Origin of the sequence: uncultured Microbulbifer sp., assembly GCF_947498635.1 — a bacterium.
Classification (GTDB): domain Bacteria; phylum Pseudomonadota; class Gammaproteobacteria; order Pseudomonadales; family Cellvibrionaceae; genus Microbulbifer; species Microbulbifer echini.
Genome location: NZ_CANMKV010000023.1, coordinates 40529 through 67288, shown reverse-complemented (window position 1 = coordinate 67288; position 26760 = coordinate 40529). Strand labels below are relative to the sequence as shown.

22 protein-coding genes are annotated in these 26760 nt (G+C 48.6%); 17 read left to right on the top strand and 5 right to left on the bottom strand.

All coding sequences use genetic code 11. The features are described 5' to 3' along the window. Window positions 1-174: 174 nt before the first annotated feature. From Q1A69_RS13115 to Q1A69_RS13105, 3 genes are all read right to left on the bottom strand, one after another. The gene (locus Q1A69_RS13115; protein WP_299586043.1) at window positions 175-1074 is read right to left on the bottom strand and encodes an alpha/beta hydrolase-fold protein; all 900 of its coding nucleotides are present in this window, start codon (window positions 1072-1074) and stop codon (window positions 175-177) included. Window positions 1075-1923: 849 nt separating this feature from the next. After that, a complete protein-coding gene (locus Q1A69_RS13110) occupies window positions 1924-2217 on the bottom strand; it encodes a hypothetical protein (RefSeq protein WP_299586040.1) in 294 nt (97 codons plus the stop codon). Window positions 2218-2232: 15 nt separating this feature from the next. Then, entirely contained in the window at window positions 2233-3795 is a 1563-nt protein-coding gene (locus tag Q1A69_RS13105; RefSeq protein WP_299586037.1) for a VCBS domain-containing protein, read from the bottom strand. Between the two features lie 447 nt (window positions 3796-4242). Here Q1A69_RS13105 and Q1A69_RS13100 point away from each other — a divergent pair, with 447 nt between their 5' ends. From Q1A69_RS13100 to Q1A69_RS13040, 13 genes are all read left to right on the top strand, one after another. Further along, window positions 4243-5421, top strand: a complete 1179-nt coding sequence (locus Q1A69_RS13100) for a hypothetical protein (RefSeq protein WP_299586035.1) — start codon at window positions 4243-4245, stop codon at window positions 5419-5421. Between the two features lie 7 nt (window positions 5422-5428). Next, on the top strand, window positions 5429-6451 hold the full coding sequence (locus Q1A69_RS13095) for a histidine kinase (protein ID WP_299586032.1): 1023 nt from the start codon (window positions 5429-5431) through the stop codon (window positions 6449-6451). Continuing rightward, complete coding sequence (locus Q1A69_RS13090; RefSeq protein WP_299586029.1) at window positions 6439-7200, top strand: LytTR family DNA-binding domain-containing protein; 762 nt, start codon at window positions 6439-6441, stop codon at window positions 7198-7200. The genes Q1A69_RS13095 and Q1A69_RS13090 overlap by 13 nt, the downstream gene beginning before the upstream one ends. A gap of 465 nt (window positions 7201-7665) precedes the next feature. Continuing rightward, on the top strand, window positions 7666-8727 hold the full coding sequence (locus Q1A69_RS13085; protein ID WP_299586026.1) for an Ldh family oxidoreductase: 1062 nt from the start codon (window positions 7666-7668) through the stop codon (window positions 8725-8727). Window positions 8728-9183: 456 nt separating this feature from the next. After that, complete coding sequence (locus tag Q1A69_RS13080) at window positions 9184-10626, top strand: amidase (protein WP_299586023.1); 1443 nt, start codon at window positions 9184-9186, stop codon at window positions 10624-10626. Continuing rightward, window positions 10623-11822 carry a pyridoxal phosphate-dependent aminotransferase gene (locus tag Q1A69_RS13075; RefSeq protein WP_299586020.1) on the top strand — a complete coding sequence of 400 codons (1200 nt, stop codon included), beginning with the start codon at window positions 10623-10625 and terminating at the stop codon, window positions 11820-11822. The genes Q1A69_RS13080 and Q1A69_RS13075 overlap by 4 nt, the downstream gene beginning before the upstream one ends. Before the next feature lie 397 nt (window positions 11823-12219). Next, window positions 12220-13788, top strand: coding sequence for an alkaline phosphatase D family protein (locus Q1A69_RS13070; protein WP_299586018.1), 1569 nt, complete (start codon window positions 12220-12222; stop codon window positions 13786-13788). Window positions 13789-14762: 974 nt separating this feature from the next. After that, entirely contained in the window at window positions 14763-15116 is a 354-nt protein-coding gene (locus tag Q1A69_RS13065) for a glutaredoxin family protein (RefSeq protein WP_299586015.1), read from the top strand. 93 nt (window positions 15117-15209) lie between these two features. Next, a complete protein-coding gene (locus tag Q1A69_RS13060) occupies window positions 15210-16457 on the top strand; it encodes a hypothetical protein (RefSeq protein WP_299586013.1) in 1248 nt (415 codons plus the stop codon). A 342-nt stretch (window positions 16458-16799) separates the two neighbouring features. Then, window positions 16800-17411: a hypothetical protein gene (locus tag Q1A69_RS13055; protein WP_299586010.1), complete on the top strand. Its 612-nt coding sequence runs from the start codon at window positions 16800-16802 to the stop codon at window positions 17409-17411. 33 nt (window positions 17412-17444) lie between these two features. Further along, window positions 17445-18128, top strand: a complete 684-nt coding sequence (locus Q1A69_RS13050) for an ABC transporter ATP-binding protein (RefSeq protein WP_299586008.1) — start codon at window positions 17445-17447, stop codon at window positions 18126-18128. Further along, entirely contained in the window at window positions 18116-19330 is a 1215-nt protein-coding gene (locus Q1A69_RS13045; RefSeq protein WP_299586006.1) for an FtsX-like permease family protein, read from the top strand. Before Q1A69_RS13050 ends, Q1A69_RS13045 begins: the two co-directional genes overlap by 13 nt. Beyond that, window positions 19323-20135, top strand: coding sequence for an outer membrane lipoprotein-sorting protein (locus Q1A69_RS13040; RefSeq protein WP_299586003.1), 813 nt, complete (start codon window positions 19323-19325; stop codon window positions 20133-20135). Before Q1A69_RS13045 ends, Q1A69_RS13040 begins: the two co-directional genes overlap by 8 nt. Before the next feature lie 16 nt (window positions 20136-20151). Here Q1A69_RS13040 and Q1A69_RS13035 read toward each other — a convergent pair whose 3' ends face one another. After that, a complete protein-coding gene (locus Q1A69_RS13035) occupies window positions 20152-21171 on the bottom strand; it encodes a tRNA-dihydrouridine synthase (RefSeq protein ID WP_299586000.1) in 1020 nt (339 codons plus the stop codon). Between the two features lie 621 nt (window positions 21172-21792). Between Q1A69_RS13035 and Q1A69_RS13030 the strand changes: the two genes are divergently transcribed. The 4 genes from Q1A69_RS13030 (at window position 21793) to Q1A69_RS13015 (ending at window position 25856) form a co-directional block, all read left to right on the top strand. Then, on the top strand, window positions 21793-22026 hold the full coding sequence (locus Q1A69_RS13030) for an OadG family transporter subunit (protein WP_299585998.1): 234 nt from the start codon (window positions 21793-21795) through the stop codon (window positions 22024-22026). Window positions 22027-22082: 56 nt separating this feature from the next. Further along, window positions 22083-23873 (top strand): sodium-extruding oxaloacetate decarboxylase subunit alpha, encoded by a 1791-nt coding sequence (oadA, locus tag Q1A69_RS13025; protein ID WP_299585995.1) that lies wholly within the window; start codon window positions 22083-22085, stop codon window positions 23871-23873. Window positions 23874-23892: 19 nt separating this feature from the next. Next, the gene (locus tag Q1A69_RS13020; protein ID WP_299585994.1) at window positions 23893-25209 is read left to right on the top strand and encodes a sodium ion-translocating decarboxylase subunit beta; all 1317 of its coding nucleotides are present in this window, start codon (window positions 23893-23895) and stop codon (window positions 25207-25209) included. Window positions 25210-25394: 185 nt separating this feature from the next. Then, window positions 25395-25856, top strand: a complete 462-nt coding sequence (locus Q1A69_RS13015; protein ID WP_299585992.1) for a hypothetical protein — start codon at window positions 25395-25397, stop codon at window positions 25854-25856. A 115-nt stretch (window positions 25857-25971) separates the two neighbouring features. Here Q1A69_RS13015 and Q1A69_RS13010 read toward each other — a convergent pair whose 3' ends face one another. Next, the gene (locus Q1A69_RS13010) at window positions 25972-26697 is read right to left on the bottom strand and encodes a YoaK family protein (RefSeq protein WP_299585990.1); all 726 of its coding nucleotides are present in this window, start codon (window positions 26695-26697) and stop codon (window positions 25972-25974) included. Window positions 26698-26760: the final 63 nt, after the last annotated feature.

The following is a 26760-nucleotide window of genomic DNA, read 5'->3' as shown; positions in this document are numbered from 1 at the left end:
CATGAGAATGTTACAAAAGAAACCTGCGCGTGTAGCATCCTACTTCCGGCATGAATCGATTAAATATGCAGCATAATAGAACTATTTGTCCGCCGAGTTAATAGTGCTAGATAGCAAGTAAGACCAGTAGTCAGGGCCCTGTAGCACTTCTCTGCTATAAGGCTCCATGATTGGTCAAAAAGAATACTTCCGTGGTAGCACTTTGGCTTTAAAAACCTGCTCAATCCCCTTGTCATAACCAGGGTTTACTACCGTATCATGGTTTTCGCCCTTAATGACTCGCCTGCGTAGAGTTAGATTTTCATAGTTACGGGACTTGAGTCGTTGGGCCAGGTCTCTGAAGTCCTGAACGCCACATACCTCTCCTTCCTCTAGGCAGACCTCCTCTCCTCCGATAAACATATACACACTCTTGGGTAGGTCGGCCTGACGTTCGGCGTAGGCGAACTCACTTTCGAGAATTTGCTTATCGGCCCACCAGATGCTCGGGCTTCCGATCACATAGCGATCAAAGCTATCGGTGTGAGAGAAAAGGGCATGTAGGGCTAAGAGTCCGCCGAGGGAGTGGCCAGCCAGCGTTTCGTCATTCTCATCACCCATAAAGGAGTTGTTAATGAATGGTTTAAGCTCGTTCTCCAAAAATTCTAGAAATTGATTGGCTCCTCCACCTAACGTGTTCCCCCGGATCTCTCCCGGTACTGGAGTAAAATCTGTTAAACGCAAAGTGAAGTTGGGGGTATCTAGGGGATGTGAGATGCCTACAAGAATAACTGGCGGGAGCTTGGTCTTACCTTGTTCATCTGGGACTTGTTCATGGATTAAGTTTGGTGCCACCATAGGGAAATTCATATAACCATCGGTCATATAAATCACTGGATATTTGGTGCTCTCTTCAGGGTTAAAAGAGAGAGGCAGTAGCACATCAATAACGAACCCTCGCCCCAGCAAATCAGAGTGAAAGTTGTAGGATAGAATGCCTTGGCGAGTAAACGTTCTGGGTTCAGCGGTGCCGGCTTGCACCAGCTGGGCTGCCAGAATAATTAAGCTGGTTAGCAATATTTTAATTATTTTCATTTTGATCCCTTAATGAGCCACCCCTAGGTGTGCCCAGCCGCGTTATATGGCGGTCAAGACTGACAAGCTTATCAGATCGGGTGCGAAGTTATCTACCTTGAGTTTTGCCTGCGGTTGTAAAGATAAGTATATAGATCTGAGGGGGGAGTTGTGAGGGATAAACGCTAAGGATGAATGGCGGAAAGGTATTTTTGTCGTCCCTATGTCTTGTAAAGATAGATGAGTGATCCTACCCACCAACGACGGACACTCTCTTAAGCGATAAACCACTAAAGTCTCAAGGGAGATAAACCTTCTCCCTTGAGACTATCTATCTGTGATTAGTCTCTAATCATAATGGAACTCAGCTGGATTTTGTCCTCATAGCATCCGTAGTAACTTAAATTTACTGAGGTTTTGGACATATAGGCAGAAAGTAGAAAGGAGACTTTGGTGTCATAAATGTTAGAGTTGTCACTCACTAGAATGAAAGTCCTAGTGTCAAGGCAGGCCACCTCGGTATTGATGTTTTCAAAACCTTTAAGTCTAATGTTCACTCCCCGGCTGTGAACCTTAAGAAGATCGATCCGTGCTTCCCCTGTCCAGACGGCTTGAGCAGAGAAAGGGGTAAATAAGACGACACCCAGAACGATTGATATCAATTTTTTCATTCGCTACTCCCTGGTAATTACATCGCCAATGGTTGAGATTGGCAGCTTCCTTGGTGCAACTTATCAAAGAATAGCAAAGACCGGGCGTCTTATTGCGTATTGAGAATGAACTCTGTTCAAGTGGTTTTTTGTGCAGCCAGGGCTAGCTTGATGAATCCAGTGCCCTGACGCTTTTTTTAAATGGTCGGACTACCTAGATTTATTCTTCGAGGTGAATCCTCTGGGATTCCCTGATTCGAATTCTACGATTTTCATGCTTGTCCCCGCGAATTCGGACTCGCTCACCAGATTTCATGCCTTTATCTTTGGCTTCCTTGGCATCTATAAAATAATATTTTCCTGTAGTCTCATCTTTAATAGAAAATCGGTGATCAATCTTTCCGGTTTGGAAATTTTCCGAAATTTCTTCCTCGAGTATACCGGTCACTGTTTCTTCCCCGTAGGCATAGGCTGCCAGGAAGAAAGTGGCTAATAAGATGGTTAGATATCTCATGTTTATACCTTCCTTTTAGTTAGAATAATTGACCGAAATCGTAGCGGTCTTATTGGTGCTGTCTCTGGAAATAAATTCAATAGTGATACCGGCAGAGGTGTCCGTGAAAGTACTTCCCGGTTCTTCCAGAGTTGCCACCTGGTTTGCTGTTCTGTCTTGAAGGTAGTGTATCGTAACCTGATTGGCCTGTTGGGGTCGTGGATTTAAGGTGTTGTGGGCAATATGGTATTCCACAAAATAATGATTTTCCCCATTCGCACTGCCGCTGCTCTCTACTTTTAGGAGTTGTGGTAGGTTACTATTCAGTTCGCCGGCAGTCAGCTCGATAGCCTGCACTTGGATTTCTGAGGTGTTTCCTAGTGATCTGGCTATAGTCGTCGTATAGCCTGGGAATTTGTTATACCACCCCATGTAGTCCCTGTGGGCGCTACCAAATAAACGGGATTCCCAGCTGTTGCCCATAAAAACGGCACTGGCCCCGTATTCGTTTTCGCCACGATCGTTGGTATCCCCATCGTTGTTATCATCGTTGCCTGCGTGACCCAAGCCAATATTGTGTCCAAGCTCATGGCCCAATATTAATTGATCGCTATCGGCGGTGATGATGCTCCAGCGGCCATTGACTGCGGCTACTCCAGAGCCAATTAATCCCGCTCGATAGGCAGCGTCTGGAAATATAAATACTCTGTGACGCCAATCACCCAGGTCCACTGGGCGATTATTGGCATCGACAAAATTGCTCTCAATCCAGGCTGTTGCATTATCTCGCCAAGTGTAACCACCATCGGAATATTGACCATCCTGCGAGTTTCCGGCACGTGCTTGCGCACTATCCAAGCTTAATATACCGCCATTTTGACTATCTGGAATGCTATATACAAAACAGTCAATCGAGCTTTCTTCCTTGTTTTCTTCGCCATAACAGTACTGTGCCAGGGTGTTGTTGTTACTTAAGTGGCGCTGAAATTTCAGTTGCCCCAGAGAGTTTTCTTTATAGGCGTTATCGAGAGAGTCTATATCGTTAAAGGTCATATTCGCGAGATCGGAAATACTGACGTCATCGGTAACGGAGGTATCTGAAAAATTGACTAGAACAAATACAATGCTGTTTTGAGTGGCCACTACAGTCTGAATCGAAAAATTCACTGAGAGTCGATCACCATTGCTCAGGAGAAAGGTAAGGGTGTCTTGAACCGAGGCGCCGTTATTTAGTGTGTTGGTGTTACTGTTCAGCCGATATTCCCAATTACCACTCTCGTAGAGTTTGAAATCGCCATATTCCCCGGTAAAAGTGCCAGCTTGGAAGGAGGGACTTTTACTGTCAGTATTTTCAAGCTGTAAGGTCCCCTGTGCATACTCATTATTGCCTACCACCAATGTAGCCAGAGGAGTGGCGGGATTAAATGAATAGTCACCGGTATCAGTATCTGTGCTGCTGTCTCCTGACCCCGTGTCTGTACTGCTGTCATTGTTGTTTTGTTTGTTGTCTGAACCACCGCTACTGCTGGAGCCGCCACTGCAAGCTGTCAGAAAGGTGGCTAAAGCGACTGCGGTAATGATTTTTATTGAACCTGGCATTGCTCCCCCGATTTATCTCTATAAGGTATTGGCCGGTAAATGGATAAATGGTGGACTCCCACTAAGTGGTACGGTTCCATCAGTTGTGTTCAATGGGGGAATCTATGCCGTCTTAGTCGCTACAGGCTAAAAAGTATCACCCCTTAGGGCTGTCATATGGGATAAGTGCGTAACCGGGAGGTGTAAGAGTTTTTGCCGATTCCATGCGGTGAATAATTTGCATTGGGTGACAAATGGGTCAAGGTCAGGTTATTTATCTTTTATTGAGTTGCCTTCATCAACCTGATTCGGAGGTAATAAGCCAACCCCTAACTCAATGGCTCGGTAGTTATTCTTCACCACTTATCTGCTTCTGAGGCTATTGATCACATCTATGAACCATTAATATTTTGTTCCGGCGCTAGTGACACGCACTGTTAAATTGCCTTCATTAAATTGGAGGTTAAGATGAAATGGATTACTTTTGGGCTGTTGCCACTTACGTTTTATATGGGGGCGCCTCACGCTCAATCAATTTCCCAGCAATGGATACTGGCTATGGCCGTGAAGGCCGAAAGTAAATCCGATACTGCCATTTCCGATGCCGAATCCGGCTATGCTCGGCAGCTGAAATTACAGGGAGCCCTTCAATACGGCGATTGGGAGGGTCAGTTATCCTTTCTGTATGAGGCAGAAAGTGGTCAGGGCGAGAGTAGTGAGCTGGTTGTGGAGGAGTTGTTTTGGCAGGGCGACTGGTCTGGTTGGGATTTAATGGCTGGTAAGCGTCGACTGGGTTTCGGTGTGAGTTATGCTCATCGTCCCGTGGATGTATTCCTGCCCGTGGAGCGTAACCCGGTTTATTTGCATACAAATGAAGGCGTTGCCGTAGTCTCTGCCAGCCGCTTTACAGAGAGTGGGGAGCTGAGCTTAATGCTGGTGGATGCCAATGCAAGTCGGTTCCATGATACAGGGTTACCCAGAGGGTTGGCGGTGCGCTGGTATCAGTTGGGGGGTGTAAACGAGTGGCAGTTACTCGGTTACCTGGATGATCAGCGCGGGCTGAGTATTGGGGGTAGCTTGGTAACGACCTATGGAGAATCTTGGGAGCTACACACAGAAGGACGTTATCAGCAGCGTTACAAGCAATGGAAAGAGCCTAGCTTTCCGGAAGCCGCTGCCCCATCTATTGAGGAGGAGCGCCGCGATGGTTGGCAAGCCCTGTTGGGAATGACCTGGACCCATAGCGAGGGGCATTCGCTAATTGCAGAGTACTGGTACGATAGCCGCGCATGGCGGGCACAAGACTGGCAAGAATTGGCGAATAACGCCCATTGGTATCGTGATCAAGGGTCGCAGTGGGATAGTACCAGATATACCTGGGCTGCGGCTTTTTTAGGTGAGGGGCGCAACCGCCATAACCTGATGCTGCACTGGAGTGCATCCAATCATCGCTACAACCCAAAGCTAGATCTTTTATATTCTCCAGAAGACAGAGGCGTGGTTGTCACTGTCGGTTGTAGCCGTGAATTAAGAGGCTATTGGACTCTTGACGGATCAGTAAGGTATTTTGGCGGCGCGAAAAATTCTTATTTGGCACAATTACCGATTAAAACCCTTGTGACTTTAACCACGAATAGAACGTTTTAGAAAAATTATGCTGAAAGTATTGAGCGAGTATTTACGTACCCTGGTTCTTTGCGTTGCTGTGGCGCTGATTACTAAGGCGGTATGGAGTGGTAGTTACTATATGAATTTTGCTATTTCTCTGGCTTATGGCTTTGTTGGGTTTTCCTCCCGAAAATTAATTGAGCACTTAAAGCCAAGTTGGCCCCATAAATTGAAATATATAGTAATCGTTTTGGTAACAATTGTACTGGGTACCATCCATGCTTGGTGGTGGATTGCCGGCTTTAAGGCTTTCCCAGCGATTGATATTCTGATTAATTTACTGATCATTGCTGCTTTTGTTACCACTTTGTTGTACCAATTTTATCTCAACCGAGAACAGACGCATCAGCTGGAGACAGAGCGCAGGGAGGCGGAATTACGCCAGGCACAGCAACAAAAAGCGTTTGTACAGAGTCAATTGAAGGTGTTGCAGAGTCAGATAGAGCCGCACTTTCTCTTTAATACACTCGCTAATCTAAAAATGCTGATACGTCACGACCCACAAAAAGCCGAGTTGCTGCTGGATAATTTTAGTGACCTTTTACGTTTTAGTCTAAATAAATCCCGCTCTGATCATGTGTCGTTAAAGGATGAATTCAGTAGCCTCGAGAGTTACTTGGCCATTCAACAAATTCGCCTGGGTGAACGGCTTCAATATAGGATCGAAATTGCCAAGGAAATAAACCTCACCTCAGTCGTGCCTCCTTTACTGGTTCAGCCCTTAGTGGAAAATGCTATTTTCCACGGTATAGAACCCTCGTCCAAGTGCGGCCTGGTTTTTCTCAAGGTGGCTAGGGAGGAGGGGCAATGGGTAATAGAGGTCGAAGACAATGGTATCGGTTTGCAGTCTGACACCAACAGGCCCAAACTAGGTACACACAATGGTTTGGCGCTAAAGAGCATTAAGGAGCGGCTTGCCGCTCTTTACCAAGGAAAAGGTAAGTTGCAGATAAGTAATAATAAGCTGGGCGGAGTCACTGCCCGACTGGAGTTTCCATGCGCGCAATAATCGCTGACGATGAACCCCTGTTGCGTCACCATCTTGATAAAATGCTGGCCGATGTTTTTCCGGAGCTTGAGGTTGCGGGCAAGGCAGCCAGTGGCGAAGAGGTATTGGCTCTCTGTCAGGATGTGAAACCGGATGTAGTATTTCTCGATATCCGCATGCCTGGCTTGAATGGTATAGGCGTTGCCACCGCGCTCAATCAGTTGGTTAGTAAACCCCTAGTGGTTTTTATTACCGCCTACGATGAATATGCGGTAAGCGCCTTTGAGCAAGAGGCTGTAGATTATCTTCTGAAGCCTATTGAGGAAAAGCGTTTACAGCTTGCCTGTGACCGTATCAGAGCGCGGTTGGCCAATAGCGTCGAGGAAGGCGATCAAGAAAGCCTGGATATCGAAGCCTTGCTGCGCCAACTAAGCACCGTTAAGCCTGAATACCTGTACTGGATTCGGGCCAGTAAAGGGGAGGACGTGCACTTAATCGCCTGCGATGAAGTCTCTGCCTTTGTAGCAGAAGATAAGTACACCACTGTATATTCCAGTCAGGGCCAGCATATTATTCGCACCCCGCTTAAGGAATTGATGACTCAGTTACAGCCTGATCTTTTCTGGCAGATACACCGATCCACCATTGTTTGCGTTAAACGTATTGAGAAAATAACTCGAGGTCTAACCGGGTCGGCAACTGTGATTATGAATGATGGACAGAAATTTACGGTTAGTCGCAGGGCTGCCGCTTTGTTCAAATCTATGTAGATTTTAGTTTTGTATCTGTAGTGTAGGAAATAGATCCGTATAGTTGCTCTTATTGGCCTGATGGTTATTTCTGAGTTTTCTTATGCGGCAACTTTGAAGTATCGAGGTGATATTTATTAAAATGCTCGAACCATTGTGGAAAGTGTTAATAACAAGCGTGATAAGGTACTGGATATCATGTTTGCAATAGGTGGAAATCATGGTGTAATGAGAGAGAGTTGTCATGTTGAATCTTATGATTTAGTCGATCAAATATTAAGAAATCTCTCAGACTCCTCAGGCAATGCTGTATTTTATCTTAAGTGGATTGATTAATCAGGGATCAATGAGACATGCCCATTGTTCTGGGTGAGGTCATGAGTAGTTTGTAGGTTGGTAATAAAACTAGCCACTAGGTAGCCCTCCTTATCGAATGTCCGTTTATTAGTTCGCCATTTTTCAATTGGTAAATAACTTGGAGTCAATATGTCTGTTTGCTATCCCGCTAGAGAACTACAGCAATTCGCCAGCACTTTATTCCAGCGGGTGGGGTTGGCTGAAGAACGTGCCGACATCATGGCGGGTGTTTTTTTACAGGCGGATCTCCTCGGCTTTACTACCCACGGCTTACAGCGGGTAGTGAGTAATTTAGAGTGGCTGCAAAGTGGTGAATCCCGGATTAGCGGCGAACCATTGGTGCTCTCCGACCGCGGTAACTGCTTCAACTGGGATGCACAATATTTGCCGGGTCCCTGGGTGCTCACCAAGGCAATTGAGCAGGCATTGCAACGAATACCGGAATGGGGGGTGGTTACTGCCAGTATACGGCGGAGCCAGCATATCGCTTGCCTGGCGGCCTATCTGCCACAAATTATCGAGGCCGGTTATGTCGCTATTCTGACCTGTTCCACACCGGGGGAGAATACTGTTTCGCCACAGGGGGGGCTCGATCCTCTGTTCTCGGCTAACCCATTGGCATTTGCCGCACCGGCTGGGGATTACCCTCTGCTTTTCGATATCAGCATGTCTGTTACTGCTGGTGCCTATGTGGCCCGTGCAAAACGTGAAAAGAGAAATATGCCGTCAATCTGTCTTAAGGGCTCCGATGGCAAACTTTCCGACGACCCGCAGGTTTTCGAACAAGGCGGCAGTATTCTGCCGCTTGGTGGGGCTGACCACGGCTACAAGGGGGCCGCACTGAGTGCCATGTTGGAGGTGTTATCAATGGCACTGGGAGGATATGGGCGCGCAGATGAATCTGCCCGTGAGGATAAGGAGGCAAACTCGGTTTTTCTACAGGTAATCGATCCCCAGGCTTTTGGCCCTCGGGCTGATTTTCTGCGCCAGGCTGTGGCCCTGAGCGGCTTATGGGAGCAGAACCGCAGTGAGGATGCCAACCCGGTACGAGTGCCGGGCCAGCGTGCCTGGGCTATGCGCACGCGGCAATTGCGCGAGGGTGTGGAGCTTTACCCCTCAATTATGCGTGACCTGCAACCTTGGGCAGAAAAATTACAGGTGGGTCTTCCCGCTGTGATGCCCAGGGGGTGACTTCCGCCTAGCGGTCCGGTTTATCAATCCTCAACCATTCTAAGGGCTCAATAGTTTGACTGGTGCTCAAGCAGCGCCGCCTCTGCCTTACGGGCTTCCCTCGAGCTGGCTGATAATGACAAGTAGGTGAATGGGGCGAAATCGACTTCTTTTAAATATTGAGGGTCCTTTTGCCGCCAATCGATATTGCCGGGATGTCCTTTCTTTATTAGCCACTAAATCCGCTGTATACCGATATAAAGTCATTGCTAGGCAGAGGAGGTATCGCAGAATCACTCCAGAATATCTTAATTCTTGTTTCTCTATTTAAGTGAGATATCTCTTAGGCAAGAAATTGTGAATACCGTTTCAGAGGCATTTTAAGCTCGGGGCGGTTCAGTCCACGTGAATATACCAGGCGCCGTGTTGGCCGGTACTACGATAGGGGCATAAACGGAAAAATAAGAGGATGGACCGATGAATGATTTTGTCCGTATGACGGCCTTGGAATTACTGCAAGGATATAACGACAAGTCATTTTCTCCGGTGGATGTCACAGAAGCTCTGCTCAAGCAGATTGACTCTTGTAACCCCACAGTGAATGCCTACTGCCTGGTGGATAGGGAAATCACTTTAGCTTCCGCTCACGAATCGGCCCAGCGCTACAGTCGAGGTGAGACACGCGGCGTGCTGGACGGCGTACCGGTGGCCATCAAAGATGTCTTTCTTACCCCCATGTGGCCCACGATCAAGGGCTCAAAAACAATTGATCCGAAGTCCACGCTGGGTAAAGAGGCCCCCAGTATTGCGGCTTTAAACCGCAATGGCTATATCCCCTTGGGTAAGACCACCACGCCAGAGTTTGGTTGGAAGGGGGTAACGGATAACCCCGTTGATGGCATTACCCGCAATCCCTGGGACGCCAGTAAAACCGCCGGTGGTTCCAGCGGTGGCAGTGCTGCTGCCGTAGTCTTGGGTATGGGACCTTTGGCCCTTGGCACCGATGCGGGTGGCTCGATTCGTATCCCCGCAGGGTTTTGTGGTCTTGTTGGGCTCAAGCCGAGCTTTGGTGAGGTGCCCCATTGGCCGGCGAGTCCGTTTGGCACCCTGGCACATGCGGGCCCCATGGCCTGGACAGTGTCCGATTGCGCGTTGCTGATGAACGTATTGAGTGAAGCCGATAACCGGGATACCAATGCGATTCCACGGCGTAATATCGATTACCTAAAGGCCATTTCCGGTGAGCCGCAAGAACTGCTTAAGGGTTTGAAAATCGCCTATAGCGCCACTCTGGGATATGTACAAAATGAGCGCGATGTGGAGCGGGCTGTTCAGGATGCTGCCGATCTGTTGCAGTCCCTCGGAGCCGAAGTTACCGAAGTGGCACCGGGATTTGATGATCCACTTGCCGCTTTTGGCCACCTGTTTTACGGCGGCGCTGCTAATGCCCTGCGCTCCATAAGCAAGCGTCAGCGTGCACTTATGGATACACAGTTGGTCGCTGTAGCTGAAAAGGCCTCGCAGCTTTCGATGCTCGACTATTTGGCCGCAGTGAATGAGCGTGCAGTATTAAGCGAGCACATGGCTCATTTTCATAGCAAGTACGATCTGTTAGTGACGCCGACGTTGCCGATCACCGCGTTTAAGGCCGGTTGCGAGGTGCCGGAGGGCTGGCCCAGCACTCGCTGGCCTTCGTGGACACCGTTTACCTACCCATTCAATATGACAGGTCAGCCGGCTCTTTCTGTGCCCTGTGGTTTCTCATCCAGTGGACTGCCGATCGGCCTGCAATTCGTAGGTCGACGTTTCGAGGATGTTAACGTTCTACGTGCGGGGCAGGCCTACCAACTGGCCGCGCCCCTGACAGAAAAGCGTCCAAAGCTCTTTTATGTTGATGTCGCGGAGGGAGAAAGCGCGTGAGCCGGCTGGAATTTGATTTTTATGAATCAGAAGACCCGGTCTGGAACCCGGCGCTATTGACGATTCCGGTACCCGGTATTCGTAAGATGGTGAATCTGGCCGCTACGATGGATGATGTGATTCACTTGTCCATCGGTCAGCCAGATTCGCCCGCGCCGCCCCATGTTATCCAGGCCACCGTGGATGCGGTGCAGGCCGGACAAACGGGCTACACCATGGATGCGGGTTTACCAGAACTGCTCGACGCACTGGCCGACTATAACGGTGAGCGCTATGGCCGTAAAATAACGCCGGAAAATATACTCGTTACCACAGGGGCAACCGAAGCCATTTATCTGGCATTAACAGCCATGTCGGCGCCGGGGCGCGAGTTTATTATGGCTGATCCATCCTTTTTATTGTACGCACCATTAATCCGTATGAACGGTGGTGAAGTGCACTATATTCCCACCCGCGCGGAAAATAATCACCAGCTGGACCCTCAAGAGGTGATTGATGCTTTCGATAACAATACCCATGCCGTGGTCTTAAATTCACCCAGTAATCCCACCGGCACCGTGTACCCTCGTGAGACCGTTGAAACCATTGTACAGGAAGCAGCTTATCGCGGTATTTTTGTGATAAGCGATGAAGTCTACGATCACTTGATTTACGATGACCGTGATTACGCCGGAGTACTATCCTGCTGTTCTGATTTAGATCACGTAATTATTATCAGCAGTTTCTCCAAAACCTTTAGCATGGCCGGTATGAGAATTGGTTGGATGATTGCCAGCCAGGGCGTGATACGTAAGCTACGTCGTTACCATATGTTTACCACCACGGTTGCGAATACACCCTGCCAGTGGGCTGGCGTAGCCGCATTAAAAGGTGATCGGAGTTTTATTGCCGATATCATTAAAACTTACAAAAAAAGACGAAATAGATTGGTGCAACTGGTGGAACAGACGCCCTATCTTGAGGGCTATATGCCGGAAGGCGCTTTCTATTTATTCCCATCGTTACCCGAAGGAGTGAATGGTAACAATGTTGCACTGCGAATGTTGCGGGAGACGGGGGTCTGTACCATTGCTGGCGATACCTTTGGTGAGTCATGCCGCAATGCACTTCGATTTAGTTATGCAACCTCCATCGAAAATATTGAAGAAGCCTTTGAGAGAATTATTCCATGGATGGAAAAGCAGGAGTTTTCCTGAGGTTATGAGTCGGTGGTCGTTCAATGGATAAGAATTAGATTGCTTTCTCTCAAAAAATAAACAAGATTTTTTGGTGGATTTATCTATGTAATAAATCTTGGGTCGCTTTGGTGGCTATAGGGTTTTTATATTCTCTTTAGGGACTTTTCTGCCCTCTATATCGTTAATTCTTTGTTTTTACTTATCCTGTTGTTTCCATCGTCTCCTTTTGAACGTTGTTTTGTAGCTGTTTGCCGAGTTTTTAGCGGTGTCCTTTAAAAGGAAATGTCTAGCATTGCTTTGTTGTGTGGTTGGGGTGAGTTGGTTGTGCTGGTAAAGCTAAAGTTTTTAATGGATGTCACTTCCCTGTAATGTGGGTTTGTTTAACTTGCTGGGCAATATTCTAAGATTCTGGTGAATGAATAAACTTATGAAGAAAATAGATCGACGGACTTTACTAAAATGGGGTGGGCTATTGACAGTATCTGCTATGGCGTCATCGGCTTGGACGAATAGTGCTGGAAAAAGATACGAATATACGGGGGCAGTCAGCAATTCAGAACACTTTTTACACGGTGTGGCCTCCGGTGATCCAACCGAGAAATCCGCGATCATTTGGACCAGAGTAACTACTGAGGAAGAAACACCGCTGGTGTATTGGGAAGTTGCGCTGGATGATGCCTTTGAACAGATCGTGTCAACTGGCTATGCGCAAACCGATGAATCAAAAGATTTTACTGTTAAGCTCGATGTAACCGAGTTGAACTATGGCCGAAATTATGCTTATCGGTTTAAATACCGAGATCAGATTTCACCTGTTGGTCGGCTAAAACTTGCGCCACAAAATAGTACGGCTGCCGATACCCTAAAATTTATCGTGACATCCTGTTCGCACTTTGAACACGGTGAGTTTGTCGGCTATCGGGATATGGTGGAAAGAGAGCAAAATATTGATGCGGTGATTCATCTTGGGGATTACTCCTACGCTTCCTCCAATTCTGGTGATTATCGTAAGTTTGGTTACTCCGATTTTAAATATGACCGTGAGAGTTATAGAGCCCGCTACTCCGAGATTAGGAAGGATGCTTTCTTACAGCAGGCGCACCAAAAACATACCTGGATGGTAATCTGGGATGATGGCGATTTAAGAAATGGTGTTTGGCGAGAAGGGCCAGCAATAAATGGGGCAGATTTTCATGAGGCGATGGAGATTGCCGTGGAAACTTTCTTTCTGTGGATGCCCATCCGGTATATTGCCCCCAAGCGAATATGGCGCTCTGTGCCTTATGGTGAACTGGCCGATATCTTCTTTTTGGATATGTGTTTTTATGATCGCGATGTGCCGATCAAAGATATGCCGGATAACCTCAGGAAGCGTCAGCCAATCTTTGAACAGTACGACTTTCCCGGTCGCAGTATTATTGGTCAGGAACAGGCCGTCTGGTTCGAACAGGCTATTCGTACATCAACAGCACGTTGGCGCATTGTCTGCTCGGGAGCACCAGTCTTTGAGTGGTGGGATAATTATTCACCCAGTGCCTGGCGAGCTTACCCGCAATCTCACCAATGGCTGCTGGAGCTCTTTGCGGAGTTGAATAACAATGTTGTTGTACTATCGGGAGGTTTGCATAAAGCGATGGCAGCTGGTTTAGCTTTAGATCCATTTGCCAGTGATTACAGTGCCGGCCGCGATAATGTTGCGGTCGAAATAACCGCGCCCTCACTTACCCGTGGCGATGGCGGCGCACTCTGGTATGAAGTCGCTGACAACCGCAGTACAGAGAAAGCCTTAAAGAAGAACCCTCATATGAAATTCCGCAAAGGTAATCGGGCGGGATATTTGATTACTAAATTCGAAAAAGACCAGTTTGTGGGGCGCTGGAGACTCTATGAAGATGTGCGGAAAATAAGTGGCCCAAGGGCTGATACTTATGGGGATGTTGTGAGTGAGCATGGGAAATCAAAAATTAAAGTAGTCGATAGTTAATTTCTTTAGTCACATTTAGCTACCTGAATTCCGGCAAACGAAAAGGGGGCAATAGCCCCCTTTTCAGGTTGTGAAGCTCTGCCATCATAAGATCCATGCCCTACGTCTTCTGGGACAGCTCTCTTGTAGCGGCAGCCTGTTCGTGTATTGATCTGTTTATTTTTGCTGTTATAGAGAGTGTTTTGCATAATTATGTGGATTTTTCTGCTTTTATAAAGAACTGTACCGATGGAGTTGGTGCCTACTGTTGGAGGTGTAGTGACCTTATGTCTATTCGCATCTCCTTTTCTTGTGCCTTTTTTAGACTCAAATTTTTCTAAGATGAAAATAGTTCTCTTTGGTTGTGCCTTCCTGCCTTGGGTTTCTTTGGTTCTATTCTTGGTCTTAACTAATGATTCGAAAGGGATTGGGTAGGTTTTTTGAGAGTGCAGCCCAGATAGTTATATGCTTCCTGGTTAGGTTTGTATCAAATCCATTAAAAGTTGTGGTTGGAGGTTTGCGCCATCATAGTTTTGTTTGCCCCTCTGCTTTAGATGTTGCTTTGTCAGCAATGGTGTCGTATATAGGGGGGGGTAGTGAGGGCTGTCTTCATTTTTGACTGTTTTCAATTGGTATATGTGTTCGCGGGTTGAAGTTTTAACAAGTATTTCTATGACTATATTTCTGGTGGGAGTATGAAGATAAAAATAAAGTGTGAACAGGAAGATTCGGATGCATTTCTGGTGTATTTGGAATGGGGGGTGACAGATTCCGCATGGGTATGGTATGGCCGATCATTGGTTTGATCTTATTGTACAGTTTATAGCTTCAATTATTTATATATTTCTACTGTCAAAGCTTGAAGGTTCGGGTGATTTTCATGGCTTTATGAGCGCTTAATTTGCTAAAAAATGCAATCGAATTAATCATTGAAGGGTGGGTTTTTGATGGTGTGGCTTGTGTTTGTTTTCTGGTCCATACTCGGCTGAAGATATATGAGAAACCTTTTACTATTAGCTGTAGCTTTAATGGTCTTCCAGAAGTGGGATTCCATTGAGCGCTACCTCAACCCACCGCCGGATTTCAGTTCGGCGCACTCTGGAAAGGTTGTTCTCTACGCTACCGAATGGTGTGGTTACTGCCAAAAGTCGCGTGAATTGATGAGAGAACACAATATACCATTTTATGAGTATGATATTGATAAATCTCGAGAGGGTAGGTCTCAGTATGATCGCTTAGGTGGAAGAGGTGTTCCTGTTTTACTTGTTAATGGGGAGGTCATTCATGGATATAATGCTAAAAAAATATTGAAGGCTTTTTCGAAAATTCAGGATGCCAGTTTATTGTAGATAAGGTTAAAAATGATAGTTACAACATTGTGTCGTATAAGAACTCTCGCATTTTCTATGGCTGCAGCATGGTTGTGTTTAGGGAGTAGTTCAATGGCGGTTGCCTATAATATAAGTGCCAAGCTGGAAAAGAAGCAAAATGGTAACTGGTTTGTGACCTTTGTGTCAGAAAAGCCAATAAAGAGGCTTGTTTTTAAAAGCTCTCCCGATAACTCAAGAAGTAAACGCTGGGTGTCTACTTCCAAGGGGTATCGGTTTGAGTTTGATGGCGAGGGAGAAAGTGTGTACCGTAGAGACGGTAGTGCATTTACCGAAGTTACCTTTCATCTTACCCCGACGTATACTGCTCTCCCCAAAGAATACGCCCCTTTCTCCCCATTTTCGGATGGAGGCTATCTGTTGCATACGGGAAGGTTTTTTGCTTGCGCGGAATCTTGTCAATCTAGCCTGAATCAGTGGCATTTATCGATAGCTGCCCCTGAGCCTGATAATATTATCTTGCATGGTAAGATCTATCAGGAAAGCGTTGAATGGGAGGCATTCGATGAGGGGAGTAAGGTCTATATTGGCTCTGGAGAACCGATACAGAGCGACCATTTTGTTAGTGTGATTGATGAACGCCTGCCAGAGAAACTCAAGCACCAAATGAGTATTCAGTTGCCAAAGTTGATGAATTTCTTCGCCGATAAAATGGGTGCACTTGGTTATAGGCCAGCATTGTTTGCTTCTTACAGCTCAACAGACGATGGTCGAGCTGGGCATCAAGGTGGAACTTTGCCCGGTCAGATATTTATGCATTGGTATGGTGAGGGGGCTGTTATTGAAGCCATTGATGTTGATGAATTGTTTTGGCTCTTTTCCCATGAAGTTGCCCATCTGTATCAGAGGGAGGGTGCCGATGTTAGCGATACGGCTGAATCCTGGTTACACGAGGGGGCGGCCGACTATTTTGCTGGCTTGGCATTCGAGAGTATCATTTCCAAAGGTTTCTTATCGCAGAAAATTAAGCAGGCAGAGAAAAATTGCCTTGCTAGCTTGGAGGGGAATCCAGTTTACGTAGATGTATCACGTAAGAATCCACGCGTTCACTATGAGTGTGGAATGCTGATTATGAATGCGATAGACAAACGGTTAAAAGCCCAGGGCTCTCTCTCAGTTTATAACGTATGGAATCTCTATTCTTCTAAAGTTTCGGCAGGAGCGCCGGCTGGGGTAGATCAATTTCTATTCACGGCTAAGCCCTATCTGTCACCAGAAATGGTTAAGAACCTAAAATTACTCAACAATCCTGAATTTTCTGCTTTTGATTTTATTAGCGAGTTGGCAGCGGAAAGTAATTGAACATGTCAGTTGCCTGGTGTTTTCATTGAATCCGAGATGGGTGAGTGTCGGCTTGCCTTTTAAACGGTTTTAATCCGGCATTATTGTAGTAGGTGTTTAAAATAATTGAATTCTTTACTCTAAAGCAGTATTTACAAATCAGTTCTACTGTACCACCTTCCTGGGATTAGCCTCTCGCACTGTCGTTTGTGTTTCGCTATTTACTGCTTATTCTCTATTTTTAATACCATTCATCCTCAACATCTTCCGTTTATTGCTTTCCTCTGCTCTTTATCACACGGCCGAGACCGCCTCCATAACCAGCGCTAATCTGCGCTCAACCTGAACGCAAGGAAAGAAAACATGAAGAAAATTTTCGCAGCGGTACTGATTCAGCTGGGCATGACAACTTTCGCTTTTGCCACGTTGGATGCGCAGCTGGAAGGGCTTTACAACAAAGCTGCGCAGCAGGGTGGGGATGCCATTGAGGCTTCTTATGAAGCTTTTAAAGTCGCTCAGCAGAAAAACCCCACAGATCCGGCTGCCTTGTTTTACCTGGGGGCCAGTGAGACGTTGATGGCCAAGGAGAGCTGGCTTCCGTGGAGAAAGGTGGGCTATGCGGAAAATGGTATTGCCCGTATGGACAAGGCCTTGCGGATGCTGGAGGAGCTAGAGAATCCAGGGCGTTCGGCTAAGGGAATGCCTCGTGACTTGCTTTTTAAAGGGATTGCGGCAACCACGTTTACCAAGGTGCCCGCTTTCTTCAATGCTTTCGATCGTGGTTTTGAGCTCTATGGTGAGCTGATGGGGGATCCGCGACTGTCGCATATGCCGGTACAGGCGGTGAGTTGGATTTACTGTGGCGCCCTGGAGGCTGCGGATTTGGGGGAGAAGTCTGAGCTGAAAAGTGAGTGGCAGGCAGAGGCCAAGACAAGAGGGGCGCTGCCCCTTTGTCAGCCGGATAAGGATCAGTAGTAGGAATCAGTAGTAGGAATTGGAGCAGGATCGATGTTGCAGCTGACACATATAGAAAAGACCTATAAGACCGGTGAAATAGAACACCAGGCTTTACGAGACGTCAACCTGGCCATTCGCCCCGGCAACATGGTAGTCCTGTGTGGGCCCTCTGGCTCCGGCAAGAGCACTCTGCTGAACATCTGTGGCTTGCTGGATCAGGATTACTCCGGTGCGGTGCACTTTGCCGGTGAGTTAATGACCCGAAACTACCAGCAGGCGATGAAGATACGTCGCACTCAGATGGGGTTTATTTTTCAAAAATTTAACTTGGTACCCGTGATGAGTGCCTTTGAAAATGTCGCCTACCCGTTACAGCTCAATGGGGTGGCTTCTGCAGAGGTAAAACAGCGGGTAATACAGATGTTGGATCATGTGGGTTTGGTAGAATTTGCCCGATATCGGCCCGATCGTCTCTCCGGTGGTCAGCAACAACGGGTGGCGATAGCTCGTGCATTGGTACACAGGCCCAAGTTGGTGATTGCCGATGAGCCCACCGCCAGTTTGGATAGTGTAACGGCTCAACAGATTATTGAATTGATGAAACATCTGGGTAGCGAACAGAAAACGGCCTTTATTGTGGCCAGCCATGATGATCGTATGACCCGGCGCTGTGACAGAGTGATGAATTTACAAGACGGTGTGATTTTGCAGGAGGAAGCCCCATGCGCCGCTTAAAACTGGCAGTGTTGAATTTATTGCGTAATCGCCGCCGCAGCCTTTTGACCGTTGCTATTGTCTCTATTGTGGTGATGGCTTTGATGACTTCCGGGGGCTTTGGTCTTTACACCTATAAATCCCTGAAAGAAGGTGCAGCGCGCAGCGAGAGGCATCTGGTCTTTACCCGGCCGGGATATTTCAGCAGTGATGAAGAGTACCCATTACAAAACGGTCTGGAAAATTCGGATGAATTGAGAAAACACTTAATGACCGATAGCTGGGTAAAGGCGGTGCAACCGCGTATCTACTTAAATGGCTTGATCTCCAATGGCGAGAAGTCGACCATATTTTTGGGGCAGGGAATTTTACCGAGCGAGTTTCGGGTAAAAGGGCCTTTTTTGAATATGACCGAAGGTGGCATTCTGAGAGAAAATGAAGATCCTAATGATCCGAAGATCCTGCTGGGTAAGGATCTGGCTAAAAATCTTAATGTAAAAAGGGGGGATTATGTCACCCTGATGTCAACCACAGTAGATGGAGCTTTAAACGCCTTGGACTTTAAAGTACAGGGTGTTTTTGCAACGGGCGTTCCTGATTTAGATAAGCGTCAGGTGTATCTCTCGATAAATTCCGCCCAATTTATTCTAAATAGTAAAAAGGTCAGCACCCTGCACCTGTACGGCTACGATCTGGAGGATACTGAAGCATTAAAGGCGCGTCTGGCTGAGCAGGCAACAGAGTTGAAAATTACCACCTGGGAGGATCGTGCCTTCTTCTACCAAGGAGTAAAAAGCCTATACGACCGAATTTTTGGTTTGATGGGTGTGATTATGGCGGTGGTAATTTTTGTCTCTCTCTTTAACACCCTGGTGATGTCGGTTACCGAGAGAACTCGCGAGATCGGTACTCTCTCGGCACTGGGAACGTCTCGCACTGAATTACTGCTGGGTTTTGTGTTGGAGGCATTGGTGTTGTCCCTGGTGGGTGCGATCGTAGGCATCTTGCTGGCGGGTGCGGTGAGTGTGGGCCTGATGGTGTTTGACGTCACTATGCCGCCCCCTCCAGGTAAAACAGAGAGCTACCCCTTGGTGGTGTATTTCTCAATGAACCTGGCTTGGATTATCACATTAGCAGTAGCCGCAATCTGTGTTTTGTCTTCCTTTATGGCGGCACGCACAGGTGTCAACAAGCCAATTACAGAGGCATTAGTCCATGTATAAATTAGCGAAAATAAAAAACATTTGGAAGCCTCTGGGTATCACTCTGGTAATAGCAGTAGTACCCATGGCATTGGCCAACCCACTAATTACCAAAAGCGGGGCCAGTAGCGAAATTAACTACACCACGCAGCAAGTGGAAGCCATGCTTGCCAAAGCCGACTTTTACCGTCTGCATGAGAATTCCGCGCGGGTAGTGACAGAGGTGCAGGTCTACAAAAATGGCGAGCTGGCTAGTATGGATAAATACCATGTGTACATCCAACCACAACGCAAGTCATTGGTGGTCTTTAAAGGCAAGGGAGAAGAGGGCACCAAAATGTTAATGCTGCAGGACAACTATTGGATGCTGATGCCACACAGCCGCCGCCCCATACGGATTACTCCCATGCAAAAACTGCTGGGCAGTGCGTCGGTGGGGGATGTGGCTACACTCGCCTGGAGTGAGGATTATCAGGGCGTTTATGCAGGGCAGGAGACATTACAGGATCGGCTGTCCAATCTCCTAAATCTTACCGCCAAAACCAAAGGGGCCAGCTACCAGCGTATTAACTTGTGGCTGGATAGCGAAAGTCATTTTCCGGTAAAAGCCGAGCTTTATTTGAAATCCGGTAAGCTGGCCAAGATTGCACACTTTACTTCCGGGCAAAGAGAGGGGCGACAGGTGGTGGCGGAAATGCTGCTGCAGGATACGATCAATACTGGCACCGAGACACGGGTTATTTATGAGAGTGCCCAGTCTCATGATTTGCCGGAAAAGTATTACAACCCGGCTTACCTGAGCCGCCAGTCAACGGCCGAACTCTAACGCACTTTGCAGTCGCTTAAGCGGCTGCAATGGTTTTCTGGTTAGTGATTTCCTGCGGGGACTCCAATTCTTGGAAAAAAATGGCCTCAATGGCTTCCGCTTCCCGCAGGCGTTTGAGCTTCTCAAAAAATACCTGGGCTTCTGGAAACGCGAGCTTGAGATAGGCCAGCCACTGCTTGATCCGATTGCCCAGATACTTGGCCGGGTAAACTTTCCGGGTAATTTGATAGTAACCCCAGAGTAATTCGACAATCTGCGGCCATGTCATCGGCTGATATTTCTCCCCGGCGCAGAAGGCCTTGATTTGCAGTCCCAAGTCAGGCCTTGCCAGCAGGCTGCGGCCAAACATAAAGGCCTGGCAATCGGTTTGCTCGCGGCAGCGCTGAAATTCCGCCAAAGTCCAGATATCGCCATTTGCGACTACTGGAATCTGCAGTTTTTCCCGAATCTCACCGATATATTCCCAGTAGGCCGGAGGCTTGTAGCCATCGACTTTTGAGCGCGCGTGAACCGCCAACTCATTGGCCCCACCGGCGGCTGCGGCCAGGGCGTTATCCATATAGGTAGAGCGGTCGTTGAACCCCAGGCGGATTTTCGCGGTGACAGGGATGTGATCCGGTACGGCTCGGCGCACAGCGCCGACAATCGCCTCTACCCGATGCGGGCTTTGCAATAGGCAGGCGCCCCCATCGCTGTTATTGACCGACTTGGCTGGGCAACCAAAATTCAGATCGATCGCCTTTGCCCCCACGGCAACCGCTTTGGCAGCATTGATGGCCATGGCTTCGGGATTACCGCCCAGAAGTTGCAAGCGCACCGGGACATCATTGGCCGTTTTGGCGCCCTCCAAGAGCTCCGGGCACAAGCGAGTAAAAACCCGGCGGGGAAGGCGGGTATCGGTAACACGCACAAATTCGGTTACACAGATATCGACTCCGCCAATCGTTGAGAGCAGCCTGCGCACATGGTGATCGATAACACCTTCCATAGGGGCCTGGTAAATCTTCGGCTGCAGGGAAATAGTCTTATCGGTCATAAAGCTGGGAATCGGCAAAATGGGTGTGATGGTTGGCGCATATTCTATCAGCTAGTGGGCGCTATTTCGTAACAATGATCATTTCGCGGGTACTTTTCATAGGAGATGTAAACTCAAACTCGAGTGTGTTTGCACCAATAAAGGGCGTAATGAACCATGCGCCACCGTTGCCACTGAAACCATTAAGTGTTTGATTTTAAAAGCAACTTGTATTGATAATAGAAAATTGACTGCACTTCCATGCTGCAGAGAAACTTTCTGGCAGCAGATAGTTTTGTTACTTGTCGGGGTGGGGCCGCCAACACAGTTGTATTTGCTCTGCTTGACGACTAGATTGCCGGGCGTGAAAGGGATTGCCAGCCGCGTTCATTGCCAAGTCGCGTTCATTGCCAATTAGACCACTGCGTTCAGTCGCAGGGTACTTTGGGATTTGTCCTCGGTGCGGCCTGGTGTTTGGCAAGTTGGAACAAGCTGGAATTTGTGCGGAAGTTTAGCGGTATTGTTTGGGGGTTTTTATAGGCGCCCAATCATAGCGGCTGCTTAACATGAAACGGCCACGGGCCGAAGAATAATCACACGGATATTAACCTTGTATTATCCGAAGGCTTAGGGGGATACACAGTGCAAGACACTCTTTTACAGCAGGGGTTGGACATTACCCTGTTCGGCATGGGAATTGTTTTTACGTTCCTGCTGCTACTGGTAATAGGCACCAGTATTATGTCCCGGATAATTACCCGACACTTCCCTGAGGCGGAGCCCATCACCGCAACGCCAAATATCAGCGCCGATGACAACGCCCGTTTGCATGCCATCATCAAGGGCGCGATCGATCAACATCGAAAAAAACGCTAGCCGCCCATTTTCGCTTCTGAACAACATCTAATAATTTCTGCCGAGAGAGAGAACCCATGACTGAGGTTAAAAAGCCATTGGGGATTACCGATGTAGTCCTGCGTGACGCCCACCAGTCACTGTTCGCCACGCGCTTGCGCTTGGACGACATGCTGCCGATTGCGGAAAAACTCGATCAAGTCGGCTTCTGGTCGCTGGAGTCCTGGGGCGGTGCCACCTTTGATGCCTGTATTCGTTACCTCGGTGAAGATCCCTGGGAGCGTATTCGCGAGCTAAAAAAAGCTATGCCCAAAACACCGCAGCAAATGCTGTTTCGCGGTCAGAATATTTTGGGCTACCGCCACTACGCCGATGACGTCGTGGAAAAGTTTGTCGAGCGTGCCGCGGTTAACGGCGTGGATGTCTTCCGCGTGTTCGATGCCATGAACGATATGCGCAATCTGAAGACGGCGCTGGCTGCGGTAAAGAAACAGGACAAGCATGCTCAGGGCACCATCTCCTATACCGTAAGCCCGGTACACACCATGGACCTGTGGGTGGACCTGGGACGCCAGATAGAGGATATGGGTGCGGACTCTATTGCCATTAAAGATATGGCCGGCCTGCTGCGCCCTTACGAGGGCTATGATCTGGTGAAGCGCCTGAAGGCCGCAGTGGATATCCCCATTCACATGCAGTGCCATGCCACCACCGGTCTCTCCACGGCTACCGCACTCAAGTGTATCGAAGCGGGCATCGACAATGTAGACACCGCGATCAGTTCCATGTCCATGACCTACGGCCACAGTCCCACCGAGTCTCTGGTCGCCATCCTTGAAGGCACCGAGCGGGATACCGGCCTGGATATTCATTTGCTCGAAGAGATTGCGGCGTACTTCCGCGAGGTGCGCAAGAAATATGTGAAATTCGAAGGCTCCCTCAGGGGTGTCGATTCGCGCATTTTGGTAGCACAGGTGCCCGGCGGCATGCTCACCAATATGGAGGGCCAACTGCGCGAACAGGGTGCCGCTGATCGCCTGGATGAAGTACTCGAAGAAATTCCCCGCGTTCGCCAGGACCTCGGTTTTATTCCTCTGGTTACCCCCACGTCACAAATTGTTGGTACCCAGGCGGTTTTGAACGTGTTAACCGGGGAGCGCTACAAGTCGATCTCCAAAGAAACCGCTGCGGTATTGAAAGGTGAGTACGGAGCCACCCCCGCCGAGGTGAATGAGGAATTACGGGTGCGCGTATTGGAAGGCGCAGCGCCAGTCACCTGTCGCCCTGCGGACTTGATTGCGCCCGAATTGGAAAAGCTCGCCCTGGAGCTACAAGAAAAAGCCGGGGCAGAGGATATTGCCCTGACCAAGGGGGAAGGCGAGATCGACGATGTGCTCACCTATGCACTCTTTCCGCAGATCGGTTTGAAGTTCCTGAAAAATCGCGGCAATGCCGATGCCTTTGAGCCTGTGCCCACCGGCAGGGAAAATGCCGCGGTGAAAAATGAAAATGGGGAAGAGATTTATACGGTCACCGTGGAAGGGCAGCGCTATACCGTTGCGGTGACTGATGGTGGCGACCTCACCAATGTAACCCCAGCGTCTGCTGCCACCACTCCTGTGGCCGGCTCTGCGCAGGCTACCCCGGCTAGCGGCGGTGAGCCGGTCAATGCGCCCCTCGCCGGTAATATCTTTAAAGTCATGGTGAAGCCCGGTGATAAAGTCACCGAAGGGCAGGCCATTATTGTGCTTGAAGCCATGAAGATGGAGACCGTAGTGAGTGCGCCACGCAAGGGCAGTATTGCCAGTGTGGCGGTAAAAGAGGGCGATTCCGTGGCGGTGGGTGATGCCCTGCTGTCCATCGCTTAGACTGAGGTAGGAGTCGCAAGTGGATAATTTAATCAGTCTTTGGCAGTCATCCGGCGTCGCACAAATGACGCCGGGACAGCTGGTCATGATCCTGGTGGGATTAGGGCTGTTGTTTCTCGCCATTCGCAAAAAATTCGAGCCGCTATTACTGGTCCCCATTGGCTTTGGCGGCATTCTGGCAAACATTCCAGGCGCTGACCTGGCGCTCTCCGCGGCCGAGACCGCGCTGACTCAGGGGAATATCGCAATTCTGGGGCAAATGGCCCAAATTTTGGGGCTCGATAGTGGGGCCAGCCTCAGCGATTTAAAGGCTGCCTTGGGGAGTGCACCGGCGGCAATACAGGTGCAGGCTGCGGAGTTCGCCAAGGATGTCGGTTTCAATAACGGCATGTTGTACAATTTTTACTCCGTGGCCATCGCCTCGGGTGTCGCACCCTTGGTGATCTTTATGGGGGTGGGGGCCATGACGGACTTCGGCCCGTTGCTCGCCAATCCGCGCACTCTGTTTTTGGGCGCCGCCGCCCAGTTCGGTATCTTTGCCACAGTACTGGGTGCCGTTGGGCTCTCCGCGGCGGGCCTTATGGATTTCTCCATCGCCGATGCGGCGGCCATCGGAATTATCGGTGGTGCGGATGGACCCACGGCGATCTATGTCTCCAGCATACTGGCCCCGGATCTGCTCGGTGCGATTGCGGTAGCAGCCTATTCCTATATGGCATTGGTGCCCATGATCCAGCCACCCATTATGCGCGCACTTACCACAGAGCAAGAGCGTAAAATCGAGATGGTCCAGCTGCGTCACGTGAGCAAGCGTGAGAAAATCACCTTCCCGCTGCTGCTGTTGATTCTGGTTGCCCTGTTCCTGCCGGCGGCTGCACCACTGCTGGGCATGTTCTGTTTCGGTAACCTGATGAGAGAGTGCGGTGTGGTGGCTCGCCTCTCGGATACCGCCCAGAATGCATTGATCAATATCACCACGATTTTCCTGGGGCTTTCGGTAGGTTCCAAACTGGCCGCGGATAAATTCCTGGACCCAAAAACCCTGGGTATTCTCGCCCTGGGTATCGTCGCCTTTGCGATTGGTACCGCCGCCGGCGTACTGATGGCAAAGCTGCTGAATGTCTTCAGCAAGCACAAAGTGAACCCCTTGATTGGCTCTGCTGGTGTGTCCGCCGTGCCTATGGCTGCGCGGGTATCCAACAAAGTAGGACTCGAATCCAATCCGCACAACTTCTTGCTGATGCACGCCATGGGCCCGAATGTGGCTGGGGTGATTGGCTCTGCGGTTGCGGCGGGGGTAATGATCAGCATGGTGCGCAGCTTAACTGGCGGTTGATTAAGTCAATCAAAAGTTACTATCGAAAAGGCGAGCTTCGGTTCGCCTTTTTTCTTACAGGGCTTAACCCCTTGAGATTAGCTGACACCCTCCCTCGATAAGATTCATTTTGAGTTAAGGTTATCTGCGCTATATTCCTCCCAGCATATTGACTTGTGATAAGAAATTTTACTGGAAGTAAGACCATGCGTAGTTTGCCCCTTTTGATTTCCCTCGCTCTTTTCTCCACCCCGCTACTGGCCCACGACAACCATCGCGCCGCTGAAGACATCCACGAGATCAAAAAAGAGGTGGTAAAACTTCGCAAAGAAGTCCATGCCCTGAGGAATGAAAATGAAGAAGCGGCTGAAATGCGCAAGCTCAAAAAAGAGGTTGCCAGGTTGCGCAAGGATATCCGCTCTATGCAGGATCTGATTCTGGATTTGCAGGCTTCGGTTGAAGCACAGTCTAAAAATACCCATCCTGATGTGGTTCTCCAGCCAGTGAAGGAGCGCCCCCGATGGGCCTGCTATATGAAAGATGTACGCGCTGGTGGGATGCACTCCAAGGGATTTTCAGAAGTAGAGGCAAAAGGCAAGTTGCTTGAAACCTGCTCCACACGGGGTGGAGTTTGTTTTGAGAATAGAATTACCTGTTCAGCGGAATAACTCGGGCTTCGATACGCTCTAGGTTAATGGGAGAGGTTTTCGGGCATAGTCTTCTATTTTTCCCTGCGCCTCTCCAGTATTTTCTGGTGGATATCCCTGGCCATCTCCCAGGGCATCAGGAAGTCGCGGTGGGAGGCCTTTCTGCTTTCAGGCTTAACAGGGCTGTCAGTAAAACCAGCAATACAGGCAATAAGAGAGAGGGAAATCCCCACAACTTGTAACCCACAGTGCCAAGCGTTACACCAAAGATAAAGCAAAAAATCACCCCGAAATAATATTTTGCCTTGGTAGATGCCTGTGGATATGGCGCTTCCCCAGTGCTTTTGTATGCTCGATGGTTGTCCAGCATTTCAAGGGCGGCAGCGAAGAGGTTGGTGGAGTTGCCTGTCATAAAGTGAGTAGGCGCTTTTTTATTGAGCACCCTGAAAAAGATGGTGCTGTGTAGAGACATGGCGGCAACCGCGGAGAAAGAAACCAAGAAAGTGTTTGCTGCGTAGGGTGACGTGAGTGTTCCCATATAGCTGCCCAAAATGAAAAATAAAAACATCAAACAACTCTCTATAAACAGCATGACAGTTACTGCATTCCTTTTTTGCTTGTTCAAAATCTTAATGAGATGGATCCAAAAAATTTGTAGAAAAATAAAGGCTGAGAGAATAAATAGCTTGATAATGTAGTTTGGATTGTTACTGGCAAAGTCGGTAATTGAGAGCACAATTGTGCCGGTGATAAATGTGGTAAAGCTGGTAAACAAGCCCAAAACACAGGCAGCCTCAGCAAAACCAGCTACAAATGCGAGAATATATTCAATGTTCATTGTGGCATGAGGCGTTTCATTCATGCTTGAGCACCCTCTCAAGTATATGAGAAGCACCTGGTGATATTGTCTGTTTCAAGAGGTTCC

Coding starts and splice junctions, on each gene's coding strand:
- Q1A69_RS13115 (WP_299586043.1), bottom strand. CDS start 1,074: ATGAAAATAATTAAAATATTGCTAACCAGCTTAATTATTCTGGCAGCC.
- Q1A69_RS13110 (WP_299586040.1), bottom strand. CDS start 2,217: ATGAGATATCTAACCATCTTATTAGCCACTTTCTTCCTGGCAGCCTAT.
- Q1A69_RS13105 (WP_299586037.1), bottom strand. CDS start 3,795: ATGCCAGGTTCAATAAAAATCATTACCGCAGTCGCTTTAGCCACCTTT.
- Q1A69_RS13100 (WP_299586035.1), top strand. CDS start 4,243: ATGAAATGGATTACTTTTGGGCTGTTGCCACTTACGTTTTATATGGGG.
- Q1A69_RS13095 (WP_299586032.1), top strand. CDS start 5,429: ATGCTGAAAGTATTGAGCGAGTATTTACGTACCCTGGTTCTTTGCGTT.
- Q1A69_RS13090 (WP_299586029.1), top strand. CDS start 6,439: ATGCGCGCAATAATCGCTGACGATGAACCCCTGTTGCGTCACCATCTT.
- Q1A69_RS13085 (WP_299586026.1), top strand. CDS start 7,666: ATGTCTGTTTGCTATCCCGCTAGAGAACTACAGCAATTCGCCAGCACT.
- Q1A69_RS13080 (WP_299586023.1), top strand. CDS start 9,184: ATGAATGATTTTGTCCGTATGACGGCCTTGGAATTACTGCAAGGATAT.
- Q1A69_RS13070 (WP_299586018.1), top strand. CDS start 12,220: ATGAATAAACTTATGAAGAAAATAGATCGACGGACTTTACTAAAATGG.
- Q1A69_RS13065 (WP_299586015.1), top strand. CDS start 14,763: ATGAGAAACCTTTTACTATTAGCTGTAGCTTTAATGGTCTTCCAGAAG.
- Q1A69_RS13060 (WP_299586013.1), top strand. CDS start 15,210: ATGGCGGTTGCCTATAATATAAGTGCCAAGCTGGAAAAGAAGCAAAAT.
- Q1A69_RS13055 (WP_299586010.1), top strand. CDS start 16,800: ATGAAGAAAATTTTCGCAGCGGTACTGATTCAGCTGGGCATGACAACT.
- Q1A69_RS13050 (WP_299586008.1), top strand. CDS start 17,445: ATGTTGCAGCTGACACATATAGAAAAGACCTATAAGACCGGTGAAATA.
- Q1A69_RS13045 (WP_299586006.1), top strand. CDS start 18,116: ATGCGCCGCTTAAAACTGGCAGTGTTGAATTTATTGCGTAATCGCCGC.
- Q1A69_RS13040 (WP_299586003.1), top strand. CDS start 19,323: ATGTATAAATTAGCGAAAATAAAAAACATTTGGAAGCCTCTGGGTATC.
- Q1A69_RS13035 (WP_299586000.1), bottom strand. CDS start 21,171: ATGACCGATAAGACTATTTCCCTGCAGCCGAAGATTTACCAGGCCCCT.
- oadA (WP_299585995.1), top strand. CDS start 22,083: ATGACTGAGGTTAAAAAGCCATTGGGGATTACCGATGTAGTCCTGCGT.
- Q1A69_RS13015 (WP_299585992.1), top strand. CDS start 25,395: ATGCGTAGTTTGCCCCTTTTGATTTCCCTCGCTCTTTTCTCCACCCCG.
- Q1A69_RS13010 (WP_299585990.1), bottom strand. CDS start 26,697: ATGAATGAAACGCCTCATGCCACAATGAACATTGAATATATTCTCGCA.